Source organism: Streptomyces sp. NPDC111656 (genome assembly GCF_055656965.1).
In genome coordinates this window covers 41776-54616 of sequence record NZ_JBVKCA010000030.1, presented here as the reverse complement: position 1 = coordinate 54616, position 12841 = coordinate 41776, and the positions used below count along the sequence as shown (strand labels likewise).

Sequence of the window (12841 nt, the reverse complement as noted above, 5' to 3'; positions counted from 1 at the left end):
TCCACCGGCTGGCTCCGCCCGCTGTCCTCACCTGCTGATCCCACCGGCCGACTCCACCCGGCGGCTCCACCGGCTGGCTCCGCCCGCTGTCCTCACCGGCTGGCCCCACCCGCCGACTCCACCCGCTGTCCTCACCCGCAGACTCCACCCTCTGACCTCACCCACCGACTCCACCCGCTGACCCCACCCACCGACTCCACCGGCGGAGCCCACCCGCACCGCCCCGGAGGGGAACCGGCCACCCCACCCCTCCCGTCACACCGTCATGGACAAGCAGCGACTGACCCTCAGCGTCCTGACCCTGCTTCCGCTCGCCGTGGCCTGCGGCACCGAGACGGCGGGCGGGGGCTCCGTGGGGACCGGATCGTCCCCGGTCACCGGCGTTCACTGGAGTGTCGACACCCTCACCACGCACGGCCGGACCCGGCAGGCCCCGGACAGCGCGTATCTGCGGATCGGCGAAGACGGTCGCGTCAGCGGCAACCTCGGCTGCAACACTTTCGGCTCGACCGTCACCCTCAAGGGTGACCGTGTGGACTTCGGGGAGATCGAGGCGACCGACATGGGCTGCCAGAAGGACCCCATGAGCTTCGAGCAGAGCCTCAGCCGCGCCTACGTCGACAACACGTTCACCAGCGAGGTCAAGGGCGACAAGCTGACGCTCACCACCGACGGCGGCGACCGCGTCGATCTCACCAAGGAACCGGACGCGCCCCTGTACGGCACGAAGTGGACGGTCACCTCCCTCGGGGACGGTGACGTGGCCCAGTCCCTTCCCGAAGTGGCCGACGCCCACTTCACCCTCGACAAGGCGAACGGCACCCTTTCCGGCCGTCTCGGCTGCAACCACGTCACCGCCAAGGCCACCGTCCGCGACGGACATATCACCCTCGGCGCCGCCAAGACCACCCGGATGATGTGCGACGGCTCACTCATGGACACCGAGAGGACCTTGCTGGGCCTCTTCGACAGCACGGTCGTATACGAGTTGAACCACCGATCCATCGCGCTGACCAGCACAAACGGAAAAACCGTCCAAGCCGTCGCCGACGAGTGATCCGTCAAAGATCCGTATCCCCAATTCGGACCAGTGGTCGATCTCGCCTACACTCGGTGGCGTGCCACGTGGTGACGGTCGACTCAATCATGATCTGCTCCCCGGCGAGAAAGGCCCCCAGGACGCTTGCGGCGTCTTCGGAGTCTGGGCCCCCGGTGAAGAGGTCGCCAAGCTCACTTACTTCGGGCTCTACGCCCTCCAGCATCGAGGCCAGGAATCCGCGGGTATCGCGGTAAGCAACGGCTCCCAGATCCTCGTCTTCAAGGACATGGGCCTCGTGTCCCAGGTCTTCGACGAGACCTCGCTCGGTTCGCTCCAGGGTCATATCGCGGTCGGTCACGCCCGCTACTCGACCACCGGCGCCTCCGTGTGGGAGAACGCCCAGCCGACGTTCCGTGCCACCGCGCACGGCTCCATCGCGCTCGGCCACAACGGCAACCTCGTCAACACGGCGCAGCTCGCCGAGATGGTCGCCGACCTCCCCAAGCAGGACGGCCGCACCACCCGCGTGGCCGCCACCAACGACACCGACCTGCTCACCGCGCTCCTCGCGGCCCAGGTCGACGACGACGGCAAGCCGCTGACCATCGAGGAGGCCGCTCACGCGGTCCTCCCGCAGGTCAAGGGCGCCTTCTCGCTCGTCTTCATGGACGAGCACACCCTCTACGCGGCCCGCGACCCGCAGGGCATCCGCCCGCTGGTCCTCGGCCGCCTGGAGCGCGGCTGGGTCGTCGCCTCCGAGTCCGCCGCCCTCGACATCTGCGGCGCGGCCTACGTCCGTGAGATCGAGCCGGGCGAGTTCGTCGCCATCGACGAGAACGGCCTGCGTACGTCCCGATTCGCGGAAGCGAAGCCCAAGGGCTGTGTCTTCGAGTACGTGTACCTGGCCCGCCCGGACACGGACATCGCCGGCCGGAACGTGTATCTCTCGCGTGTCGAGATGGGCCGCAAGCTCGCCAAGGAAGCCCCTGTCGAGGCCGATCTGGTGATAGCGACCCCGGAGTCCGGAACGCCCGCCGCGATCGGTTACGCGGAGGCCAGCGGCATCCCGTTCGGCGCCGGCCTGGTCAAGAACGCGTACGTCGGCCGGACCTTCATCCAGCCTTCACAGACCATCCGCCAGCTGGGCATCCGTCTGAAGCTGAACCCCTTGAAGGAAGTCATCAAGGGCAAGCGCCTGGTCGTCGTCGACGACTCGATCGTGCGCGGCAACACCCAGCGGGCCCTGGTGCGCATGCTCCGCGAGGCGGGTGCGGCGGAAGTCCACATCCGGATCTCCTCTCCCCCCGTGAAGTGGCCCTGCTTCTTCGGCATCGACTTCGCGACCCGCGCCGAGCTGATCGCCAACGGCATGACCATCGAGGAGATCGGCACCTCGCTCGGCGCCGACTCCCTCTCGTACATCTCCATCGACGGCATGATCGAGGCGACCACCATCGCCAAGCCGAACCTGTGCCGCGCCTGCTTCGACGGCGAGTACCCGATGGAGCTCCCGGACCCGGAACTGCTGGGCAAGCAACTTCTGGAGACCGAGCTCGCGGCGGGTCCCGCCGCCACGGCCGCGGCCGACGCGATCCGTCGCCCGTAAACGCCGCAGAGCCCCGTATCACCAACCCGAAAGATCTCAGGCAATGTCTGCTGTATCTGATCAGTCGACTGCGTCGACGGGCACATCCGGTGCTTCCTACGCGGCTGCCGGCGTCGACATCGAAGCGGGCGACCGCGCCGTGGAACTGATGAAGGAGTGGGTGAAGAAGACGCAGCGCCCCGAGGTCCTCGGTGGCCTCGGTGGCTTCGCCGGCCTCTTCGACGCCTCCGCCCTGAAGCGTTACGAGCGCCCGCTGCTCGCTTCTGCCACGGACGGCGTGGGCACCAAGGTCGACCTCGCCCGCCGACTCGGCGTGTACGACACCATCGGCCACGACCTGGTCGCGATGGTCATGGACGACATCGTGGTGTGCGGCGCCGAGCCGCTCTTCATGACCGACTACATCTGCGTCGGCAAGGTCCACCCGGAGCGCGTGGCGGCCATCGTGAAGGGCATCGCCGAGGGCTGTGTGCTCGCGGGCTGCGCCCTGGTGGGCGGCGAGACGGCCGAACACCCGGGCCTGCTCGGTCCGGACGACTTCGACGTCGCGGGCGCCGGTACGGGCGTGGTGGAGGCCGACCGGCTGCTCGGCCCGGATCGCATCCGTACGGGTGACGCGGTGATCGCCATGGCGGCCTCCGGTCTTCACTCGAACGGGTACTCGCTCGTCCGGCACGTCCTCTTCGACCGGGCGAACCTCAGCCTGGACCAGCACGTGGAGGAGTTCGGCCGTTCGCTCGGCGAGGAGCTCCTGGAGCCCACCAAGATCTACTCGCTGGACTGCCTGGCGCTGACGAGGACCACCGACGTGCACGCCTTCAGCCACATCACCGGCGGCGGGCTCGCGGCCAACCTGGCCCGGGTGATCCCGGACGGGCTGCACGCGATCGTGGACCGCGAGACCTGGACGCCGGCCCCGGTCTTCGACCTCGTCGGCAGGACGGGCGAGGTCGAGCGTCTGGAGCTGGAGAAGACGCTGAACATGGGCGTGGGCATGATCGCGATCGTCCCCGAGGAATCGGCGGACGCGGCGCTGGCCACCCTCGCGGACCGCGGCGTGGACGCCTGGGTCGCCGGTGAGATCACCGAGCGCGGCGAGCACGCGACGGGCGCTGCCCTGATCGGCGACTACGCGAGCTGAGGCCCTCGGGGCAGCACAAAACCCGGTCCGGCGTTGAGGCCCCGGACCGGGTGAAGTGCGGTTGCTACGAGAAATCCGCCAACAGAGATCTGCTCACCGCTACAGCTACGAGAGATCGCGGAAACCGCGAGGGACGCTGGTGCGTCAAGCGCCGCGACGTTGAGACTGTGGACCGGACTCGTCCTCATCCTCATCGTCGTCGTTGTAGAGATCCGCGTACTGGGCGTACGGGTCGTCTTCCTCGTCGTCGTCCTCGAACGGCTCGCCATTCGGCGGCTGGCTCGAAGTCGAAGCGCCCAGCTCATTGGCCAGACGCGAGAGGTCAGTCCCGCCGCTGCTGTACTTCAGCTGGCGGGCGACCTTCGTCTGCTTGGCCTTTGCCCGGCCGCGCCCCATGGCTCGACCCCCTCGGATACGGGGCTCGGTGGCCCCAGAGTCTTGACACGCGTTCATGATCTGGAACGGGCTCTCCATGGAGAGACCGGTCCGTAGGGCTTCCACGGTACCTGAGCCCGCGCCCATACGGTACGTCGCCCGCAGGACGCGCCTAGGCCCAGAACCTGCGAGGTGCCCTGTCCCCGCTGGTCAACCGCGATTTTAACCTCTTCTTGGCGGACGACCCGCCGACGGGAGTGAGAGTTCTCTCGAAGTGTCCCCTCGGCGGGTCCCTGACAAGCGTCGAGACACGCGTGGAATGCGACGGAACGGAGGGTTCCGTTATCCGCGGCGGCGCGCCTCCGCCATCCGCTGCTCGGCGATCCGGTCGGCCGCGGCGGCCGGCGGAATCCCGTCCTCCTTCGCACGTGCGAAGATGTCCAGCGTGGTGTCGAAGATCTTCGTGGCCTTCGCCTTGCACCGGTCGAAGTCGAAGCCGTGCAGCTCGTCGGCGACCTGGATGACACCGCCCGCGTTCACCACGTAGTCGGGCGCGTAGAGGATCCCGCGGTCCGCGAGGTCCTTCTCGACGCCCGGGTGCGCGAGCTGGTTGTTGGCGGCGCCGCACACGATCCGCGCGGTGAGCACCGGCACGGACGCGTCGTTCAGCGCCCCGCCCAGCGCGCAGGGGGCGTAGATGTCCAAGCCCTCGGTGCGGATCAGCGCCTCGGTGTCCGCGGCGGCCGTGACGCCCGTCGGGTGCTTGTCCAGGATCCGCCGTACGGACTCGTCGCGTACGTCCGTGATCACGACCTCGGCGCCGTCCTCGCGCAGATGGTCCACCAGGTGGTGTCCCACCTTGCCGACGCCCGCGATGCCGACCTTGCGGCCACGCAGCGTCGGGTCGCCCCACAGGTGCTGGGCACTGGCCCGCATGCCCTGGAAGACCCCGTAGGCGGTCAGGACCGAGGAGTCGCCGGCGCCGCCGTTCTCGGGCGAGCGGCCCGTCGTCCAGCGGCACTCGCGCGCCACGACGTCCATGTCGGAGACGTACGTACCGACGTCGCACGCGGTGACGTAGCGCCCGCCGAGCGAGGCCACGAACCGGCCGTAGGCGAGGAGCAGCGCCTCGCTCTTGATCTGCTCGGGGTCCCCGATGATCACGGCCTTGCCGCCGCCGTGGTCGAGACCGGCCATGGCGTTCTTGTACGACATCCCGCGCGAGAGGTTCAGCGCGTCGGCGACGGCCTCCTCCTCGTTCGCGTACGGGTAGAAACGCGTCCCGCCCAGGGCGGGGCCCAGAGCGGTGGAGTGGATGGCGATGACGGCCTTGAGGCCACTGGCCCGGTCCTGGCAGAGCACGACTTGCTCATGACCCCCCTGGTCCGAATGGAACAGGGTGTGCAGGACGCCGTCGGTTACGTCGGTCACGGTGGTGACTCCCAGGTAAGTAGCGGCGGTTGTGGACGGTGCCCGTGCGGATGGCGGGCTTCCGTGGGCATGAGATTAGAGCCTGTGCCCGGTGGCCATCCGCGCAGTGTTCAGGATCACCTCCTCCCGGAGTACGTTTCCGCACGGTCGTGGGACGATTTGCAGTGATTTCCCGGTCGCCCGTGTGCCGCTCGCCCGGGATCCCGTCCGGGTTTCGTGTCCGGTCCGTTGGGGAGGGAGCAGGGGTGCCCAAGGTGTCCTCGGTGATCGTCCCGTACGCGTCTTATCTGCGCGTGTACGAACCGCTGGCCGCCTTCCCGGAGCCTGAGCGAACCCACTGGGCGCGTTACGCACGGCGCGCCGAGCGTCCGTCGTACCAGGACGAGTTGCGCCGCTCCCTGGCCGACCTGCTGCCCACTCCGCCGATCCCCGTGCCGGTGCACGAGAGCGCGGACGCGTTCGTGCTGAGCGTCGACGGAGTGCTCTGCGTCTGTCCCTGGCGCACCCGGCTGCGTGGCTGGCAGGCGCTGGAGGAGCTGGCCGACGAACTGCCCGTGTCGGTCCTGGACGCGGTCCTGCCGCCGCTCGTACGCCGCCAGGCGGCCCTCGACTACGAGCGCTGGCTGGCCCGCAACCCCGACGCCCGCCCGTGGATCCGCACCTCGACCTGGCAGGTGCCGCTGAACTGGTTCGTGCTCGTCACCGACGAGGAGCGGCGGTACGAGAAGGGGGCGGGCGGCGACGGAGCCGCGCCCGCGCTGCGCTACCGGACGCCGATGGTGCAGGCGCGGCGGCGGACGGCACGCGCCCTGAAGACCCTGCGGGACACCCTGGACGAGGGACCCCTCATCGACGGCCTGGTGGACGTGGGGCGCTGGCTGGAGGAGTTCCATCCGCGCTCGCTGGTCGAGCTGGACTACGGAGGGCTCGTGCACGCCCTGCCGGCCGGGGACCTCGAGGACGACCACTCGGCGGCCGACGTCGCCGAGGGCATCGAGGCGCTGCGTCATGGGGACGGGGCGGCGGCGGGCGAGGCGTACGGACGGCTCGTGGAGCGCTGGCGCTCGGTCCGGGACCGGCGCTCGGCGAACTGAGGGGCGTCCAGGGCCTTCGGGCCCGCGGGGCGCGTGGGTCCTGTGTGTCGCGTGGGTTCTGTGCGCCCTGTGGGACCTGTGCGTCCTGTGGGGTGTCTGAGTACTTCGGGGTGTCTGAGCGCCTCGGGACGGCTGGGGTGGGTTTGCCGCACGAGAAGTGTGATGTGCTTCTCACTGGTGTTCGCCCGAACTGACGTATGGTCCTCGCACGCTGAAGAACCCTCACTGCGGGAGAAGACCACACAGGGCGGGACCTAGGTCCTGATCCGGTCTTTTGTGTCAACGATGCGTCAAGCGTGACGTATGGCACTTACCTGTCTCTTGCATCGCTTGCCCCTCCTCGTGCCAAAATAGGACAAGGAGCCCGGGGGAGGGCTCCATCCGTCCATGTCTGGGCGGGAATCTCGGTATTGCGCGCTATGGGGGGTCTGACGACTCCTGATCGTCCTGTGACTGATCGTCACAGTGGCGTGACTGTCCGCTATGGCATGGTCCATCGGCTTCCGTCGCTGATGAACACCTGGGAGGGCAATTCCATCGGTTTGGCCGACGCGGCTGGACGGATGGTGTAGTTGTAGTGCCGAGGACAAGCCGTTCGTCCTATAACCGACTCGACTCGCGTCCGCCATTTCGGGCAACGCGGGTCAAGGTGCAGAATTTAGAGGAAAGAACCGAGAAGGTTCGGTTCTCCCGAGGAGGCCGCTCATGACCGCTCGCACCCCTGATGCCGAGCCGCTGCTGACCCCCGCTGAGGTCGCCACGATGTTCCGCGTCGACCCCAAGACGGTCACGCGGTGGGCGAAGGCCGGCAAGCTCACATCCATCCGCACGCTCGGCGGGCACCGCCGCTACCGCGAGGCTGAGGTCCGCGCGCTACTCGCGGGTATCCCGCAGCAGCGCAGCGAAGCCTGAACAATCGCATAACCGGGCAATTCGGCGGGTCCCCCAACCTGTCAAGACGCCCGAACCACAGCTCCAAGCGACGCGGGTCCTGCCCCAACAGGGCTCACGCCCGACCCAGTTACACATGCGACAAGGGTGCGTCGTCGATCGCGCTGGACTCCGCCGGGTCCAGCGCGATTTTTTTGTGCCCTGCTCAGGCACCGAAGAGGCGCGGGTGTGAGTCGTGCGGTGGGTCTGTGAGCGGCCTTGTCGGAGTCTGGGGAGGGCTGTCGGATCTCCTGTGGGAGCCCTCGGAGAGTGGTGCAATTGCACATATTAAATTGACCAGTTGTAGGTGGGGTGTAAGTTCTGCCCTTCTGAAAACTTATGCGGTGACACCCGTCACACGCCAGAGTCCTTGTTGCCTGTGACGCGTCTGCGCTAAAGGAGTTGGGCGGATGTGCCCTCCCTCGTGAGGTCACGCATGGGAGGGGGTTTCGTCCTCGGCCGCCGTCTCGTCCTCCTCGCCGTGCGCGGAGGGCTCCATGGCCAGTCTCAGGAGCTGGTGGCAGATCGGGCAGTGCCGCGTCAGATGGCGATACCCGGAGGCGGCCGACAGATGGGCGCGGAGCAGAGCGCGCGTCTCGTGCCGAGCGAACGCCGCCATGAACCACCTCCGGGAGGTCGAGTGCCCTGGATTCCGGGGTACCCGCCGAATGTGACGGCGTCAAGGTGCGGGGAGCTCCGCCGGTGGGGGCGGGACTGCGTCCGGCGCTCGGTGGGAGGGCCTGGGGAGCGGCCGTGTGGTGGTGGGGGCGCGTGAGGCGCGTGAAGGGGCGTACGCGGCGCTCGGAGTCTGTGGATGCGCGCCCGGGGACCCGAACGTGCGCTGCCGGGCGCTCGGTCCGCGTGGGGGTGGTTCGCGCGCGGGTGGTCCGGGAGTCCAGAGGCGCGAGGGGTCCGTGAGTTCGTACGGCTGCGCGGAGCGCGTACGCACGAAAGCCCGGGTCCGAAGACCCGGGCTCTCGTATCTCTTGCGGTCCTGACGGGATTTGAACCCGCGGCCTCCACCTTGACAGGGTGGCGAGCACTCCAAACTGCTCCACAGGACCAGGTTTCGCAGTCACTTTCTTGCGTTGTGCTGCGAGAAGAGACTGTACAGGAGGGTGAGCCCGGGGTCGAACTCACCCACCGTGCAGGTCCCGTTACGGCACCGCCGCGTCGATCGCCTTCACGATGCGCTTGTCGGAGACCGGGTACGCCGTGCCGAGCGCGTGGGCGAAATAGCTGACCCGGAGCTCCTCGATCATCCAGCGGATGTCCAGGACCTGCTGCGGGACCGGCCGGCCCTGCGGCATCTGCTCCAGGAGCCAGGCGTACTCGTCCTGCATCTCGTGGACCTTCTCCATGCGGGTGGTGTCCCGCTGGACGCCGGTCGGCATCTGCTGCAGGCGACGGTCGGCGGCGACCAGATAGCGCATCAGGTCCGGGAGCCGGCGCAGGCCGGTCGCCGTGACGAAGCCAGGCTTCACCAGGGCGTTCAGCTGCGTCCGTACGTCCGTGAGGTTTGCCAGCAGGGTGGGGCTGCTGGTGGCCTTCAGACGGCGCTCACAGGCCTGCCAGGCGGCGAGGACCTGCTGCACCTGGCCCACCGTCCGGACCGTCGTGTCGACGATCTCGGCGCGCACCTTGTCATACAGCTTCCGGTACGACTCCTCGTCCCACGCCGGGCCCCCGAAGTCGACGATCAGCTTGTCCGCCGCCGCCATGGCGCAGTCGTCGAACAGGGCCTGCACGGAGCCGTGCGGGTTGGCGGACAGGGCGAGCTTCTGGGCGTTGGTGAGCTTGTCCGAGGCGAACTTGGCAGGGTTCACCGGGATGTTGCGCAGGATCAGCCGCCGGGTGCCCGTCCACATGGCCTGCGCCTGCTCGGCCTCCGTGTCGAAGAGACGTACGGAGACGGTGTTCGCCGTCGGGCCGTCGTCGACCAGGGCCGGGTACGCCTTCACCGGCTGGCCGGCCCGGCGCGTCTCGAAGACGTGCGTCAGCGTGCCGATCGTCCAGTCCGTGAGGCCCGTGCGTTCCAGGGACTCGCCGCCCTCGCGCTCCGCCGTCGCCGCCGCGGCCTGCGAGATCGCCTTGCGCGCCTTCGGCTTCAGCTGGAGCTGGAGGGTCGAGAGGTCCTTGTCCTCGGCCAGCTTGCGGCGCCGCTCGTCGACGATCCGGAAGGTGATCTTCAGGTGGTCGGGGAGGCGGGACCAGTCGAAGTCGTCGGCCGTGACCGGGACACCGACCATCCGCTTGAGCTCACGGGCGAGGGTCGTCGGCAGCGGCTCCTGAAGGGGCACCGCCTGGTCGAGGAACCGCTTCGCGAAGTTCGGGGCGGGGACGTAGTTGCGGCGGATGGGCTTGGGGAGGGAACGGATGAGCTCGGTGACCACCTCTTCGCGCAGACCCGGGATCTGCCAGTCGAAGCCCTCGTCCGTCACCTGGTTCAGGACCTGGAGCGGGATGTGGACCGTGACGCCGTCGGCGTCCGCGCCCGGCTCGAACTGGTAGGTCACCCGGAACTTCAGGCGGCCCTGACGCCATGAGTCGGGGTAGTCGTCCTTGCTGACGTCACCAGCTCGCTCGTTGATGAGCATCGAGCGCTCGAAGTCGAGGAGCTCGGGCTCGTCGTGGCGCTTGTGCTTCCACCAGGAGTCGAAGTGCGCGCCGGACACGACGTGGGCCGGCACCCGCTGGTCGTAGAAGTCGAACAGCGTCTCGTCGTCGACCAGGATGTCCCGGCGGCGGGCACGGTGCTCCAGCTCCTCGACCTCGGTCAGAAGCTTGCGGTTGTCGGCGAAGAACTTGTGGTGCGTGCGCCAGTCGCCCTCCACGAGGGCGTTGCGGATGAAGAGGTCGCGGCTCGTCTCGGGGTCGATACGACCGTAGTTGACCTTGCGTTGGGCGACGATCGGGACGCCGTAGAGGGTGACCTTCTCGTACGCCATCACGGCCGCCTGGTCCTTCTCCCAGTGCGGTTCGCTGTACGTGCGCTTGAGGAGGTGCTCCGCCAGGGGTTCGACCCACTCGGGCTCGATCCTGGCGTTCACCCGGGCCCAGAGACGGGAGGTCTCCACCAGCTCGGCCGACATCACGAAACGCGGCGGCTTCTTGAAGAGGGCCGAGCCCGGGAAGATGGCGAACTTGGCGTTGCGGGCACCGAGGTACTCGTTCTTGCCCGTGCTGCGCCCGCTCTCGCCCCCGGTCTCCTTCACGTCCTTCATGCCGACGTGCGAGAGCAGGCCGGCGAGGAGGGAGACATGGACGCTCTGCTCCGCCGCGTCGTCCTCGTTGAGGTGGATGCCCATCTGCTTGGCGACCGTGCGCAGCTGGGTGTAGATGTCCTGCCACTCGCGGATGCGCAGGAAGTTGAGGTACTCCTGCTTGCACATGCGACGGAAGGCCGACGAGCCTCGTTCCTTCTGTTGTTCGCGGACGTAACGCCAGAGGTTGAGGAAGGCGAGGAAGTCGCTCGTCTCGTCCCTGAAGCGGGCGTGCTGCTGGTCCGCCTGCGTCTGCTTGTCCGCGGGGCGCTCGCGCGGATCCTGGATGGAGAGGGCCGCGGCGATCACCATGACCTCACGCGCACAGCCGTTCTTGTCGGCCTCCAGGACCATGCGGGCCAGCCGGGGGTCGACGGGGAGCTGGGCGAGCTTGCGGCCGGTGTCCGTGAGGCGCTTGCGTACGTCCTTTTCGGACGGGTCGAGTGCGTTCAGTTCCTGGAGGAGCTGGACGCCGTCTCGGATGTTGCGGTGGTCCGGCGGGTCGATGAAGGGGAACTTCTCGATGTCGCCGAGGCCGGCCGCCGTCATCTGGAGGATGACGCTCGCCAGGTTCGTACGGAGGATCTCCGCGTCCGTGAACTCCGGGCGGGTGTCGAAGTCGTCCTCGGAGTACAGGCGGATGCAGATGCCGTCCGACGTACGGCCGCAGCGGCCCTTGCGCTGGTTGGCGCTGGCCTGCGAGACCGGCTCGATGGGCAGACGCTGGACCTTGGTGCGGTGGCTGTATCTGGAGATACGGGCGTTGCCCGGGTCGATGACGTACTTGATGCCCGGGACGGTGAGCGAGGTCTCGGCGACGTTGGTCGCCAGGACGATCCTGCGGCCGGTGTGGGGCTGGAAGACGCGGTGCTGCTCCGCGTGGGAGAGGCGGGCGTAGAGGGGGAGGACCTCGGTGAAGCGGTAGTTCTTTTTCGTGAGTGCGTCCGCCGTGTCGCGGATCTCGCGTTCGCCGGAGAGGAAGACCAGGATGTCGCCCTTGCCCTCGGCCTGCAGTTCCTCGACCGCGTCCGTGATCGCGGTGATCTGGTCGCGGTCGGCGTCGTCCCCTTCCTCCTCGAGGAGCGGACGGTAGCGGACCTCCACGGGGTACGTACGGCCGCTGACCTCGACGATCGGGGCGTCGCCGAAGTGGCGGGAGAAGCGCTCCGGGTCGATCGTGGCCGACGTGATGACGACCTTGAGGTCCGGGCGCTTGGGGAGCAGCTGGGCGAGGTAGCCGAGCAGGAAGTCGATGTTGAGGGAGCGCTCGTGGGCCTCGTCGATGATGATCGTGTCGTAGGCGCGCAGCTCGCGGTCCGTCTGGATCTCGGCGAGCAGGATGCCGTCCGTCATGAGCTTGACGAAGGTGCCGTCCGGGTTCACCTGGTCGGTGAAGCGGACCTTCCAGCCGACGGCCTCGCCCAGGGGGGTGTCCAGCTCCTCCGCCACCCGCTCGGCGACCGTGCGGGCGGCGATGCGGCGGGGCTGGGTGTGGCCGATCATGCCGCGGACGCCGCGGCCCAGTTCGAGACAGATCTTGGGGATCTGGGTGGTCTTTCCGGAGCCGGTCTCACCTGCGACGATGACGACCTGGTGGTCGCGTATGGCGTCGGCGATGTCGGACTTCTTCTGGCTGACTGGGAGCTGCTCGGGGTAGGTGACGGCGGGCACGCGGGTGCGGCGCTCGGCCATGCGGGCCTCGGCCTTGGTGACCTCCGCGTCGATCTCGGCGAGCACGGCGGTGCGGGCTTCGGGTTTGCGGATCCGGCGCGCGCCCTCGAGCCTGCGGCCGAGCCGGTGCGCGTCGCGCAGGGACAGCTCGGCCAGGCGGGGGGCGAGGTCGCCGAGGACGGGGGCAGGATGCGTAGACATACGCCGTCCAGGATCTCACCTCGCCGAAATTACTGGCGAGTGCTTTATCCGGGGACCCTGTGGGGTGCCTTGCGCCGGGTGCGCCGTCCG

General features: G+C 68.4%; 10 protein-coding genes and 1 tRNA gene. 6 read left to right on the top strand and 5 right to left on the bottom strand.

All coding sequences use genetic code 11. The features are described 5' to 3' along the window. From ACZ7M3_RS46910 to purM, 4 genes are all read left to right on the top strand, one after another. Positions 1 to 181: hypothetical protein (locus tag ACZ7M3_RS46910; protein WP_472072107.1), on the top strand; the 181-nt coding region annotated here is incomplete at its 5' end. Between the two features lie 84 nt (positions 182 to 265). Continuing rightward, the gene (locus ACZ7M3_RS46905; protein ID WP_472072105.1) at positions 266 to 1057 is read left to right on the top strand and encodes an META domain-containing protein; all 792 of its coding nucleotides are present in this window, start codon (positions 266 to 268) and stop codon (positions 1055 to 1057) included. Positions 1058 to 1118: 61 nt separating this feature from the next. Then, positions 1119 to 2645, top strand: coding sequence for an amidophosphoribosyltransferase (gene purF / locus ACZ7M3_RS46900; protein WP_067377097.1), 1527 nt, complete (start codon positions 1119 to 1121; stop codon positions 2643 to 2645). A 43-nt stretch (positions 2646 to 2688) separates the two neighbouring features. Beyond that, a complete protein-coding gene (gene purM / locus ACZ7M3_RS46895; RefSeq protein ID WP_472072103.1) occupies positions 2689 to 3786 on the top strand; it encodes a phosphoribosylformylglycinamidine cyclo-ligase in 1098 nt (365 codons plus the stop codon). Between the two features lie 144 nt (positions 3787 to 3930). On the opposite strand, the gene ACZ7M3_RS46890 is transcribed toward purM, so the two are convergent. Together ACZ7M3_RS46890 and ACZ7M3_RS46885 are read right to left on the bottom strand one after the other, a co-directional pair. After that, positions 3931 to 4182, bottom strand: coding sequence for a DUF3073 domain-containing protein (locus tag ACZ7M3_RS46890; RefSeq protein WP_067377246.1), 252 nt, complete (start codon positions 4180 to 4182; stop codon positions 3931 to 3933). Between the two features lie 321 nt (positions 4183 to 4503). Then, a complete protein-coding gene (locus tag ACZ7M3_RS46885) occupies positions 4504 to 5592 on the bottom strand; it encodes a Leu/Phe/Val dehydrogenase (protein WP_261688647.1) in 1089 nt (362 codons plus the stop codon). A 245-nt stretch (positions 5593 to 5837) separates the two neighbouring features. Between ACZ7M3_RS46885 and ACZ7M3_RS46880 the strand changes: the two genes are divergently transcribed. Together ACZ7M3_RS46880 and bldC are read left to right on the top strand one after the other, a co-directional pair. Next, positions 5838 to 6686 carry a DUF8083 family protein gene (locus ACZ7M3_RS46880; protein WP_095853840.1) on the top strand — a complete coding sequence of 283 codons (849 nt, stop codon included), beginning with the start codon at positions 5838 to 5840 and terminating at the stop codon, positions 6684 to 6686. 705 nt (positions 6687 to 7391) lie between these two features. After that, positions 7392 to 7598, top strand: a complete 207-nt coding sequence (bldC, locus tag ACZ7M3_RS46875; RefSeq protein ID WP_003949541.1) for a developmental transcriptional regulator BldC — start codon at positions 7392 to 7394, stop codon at positions 7596 to 7598. 448 nt (positions 7599 to 8046) lie between these two features. Here bldC and ACZ7M3_RS46870 read toward each other — a convergent pair whose 3' ends face one another. The 3 genes from ACZ7M3_RS46870 to hrpA form a co-directional block, all read right to left on the bottom strand. Further along, positions 8047 to 8235 (bottom strand): DUF6274 family protein, encoded by a 189-nt coding sequence (locus ACZ7M3_RS46870; protein WP_452963847.1) that lies wholly within the window; start codon positions 8233 to 8235, stop codon positions 8047 to 8049. 370 nt (positions 8236 to 8605) lie between these two features. Next, positions 8606 to 8680, bottom strand: a tRNA-Asp gene (locus tag ACZ7M3_RS46865). A 93-nt stretch (positions 8681 to 8773) separates the two neighbouring features. Further along, a complete protein-coding gene (gene hrpA / locus ACZ7M3_RS46860) occupies positions 8774 to 12751 on the bottom strand; it encodes an ATP-dependent RNA helicase HrpA (protein ID WP_472072100.1) in 3978 nt (1325 codons plus the stop codon). Positions 12752 to 12841 lie beyond the last annotated feature (90 nt).

What these genes read in the sequence shown, in the direction of transcription:
- ACZ7M3_RS46870 (WP_452963847.1), bottom strand. Translation starts at nt 8,235, where the DNA reads ATGGCGGCGTTCGCTCGGCACGAGACGCGCGCTCTGCTCCGCGCCCAT.
- ACZ7M3_RS46890 (WP_067377246.1), bottom strand. Translation starts at nt 4,182, where the DNA reads ATGGGGCGCGGCCGGGCAAAGGCCAAGCAGACGAAGGTCGCCCGCCAG.
- hrpA (WP_472072100.1), bottom strand. Translation starts at nt 12,751, where the DNA reads ATGTCTACGCATCCTGCCCCCGTCCTCGGCGACCTCGCCCCCCGCCTG.
- ACZ7M3_RS46905 (WP_472072105.1), top strand. Translation starts at nt 266, where the DNA reads ATGGACAAGCAGCGACTGACCCTCAGCGTCCTGACCCTGCTTCCGCTC.
- bldC (WP_003949541.1), top strand. Translation starts at nt 7,392, where the DNA reads ATGACCGCTCGCACCCCTGATGCCGAGCCGCTGCTGACCCCCGCTGAG.
- purM (WP_472072103.1), top strand. Translation starts at nt 2,689, where the DNA reads ATGTCTGCTGTATCTGATCAGTCGACTGCGTCGACGGGCACATCCGGT.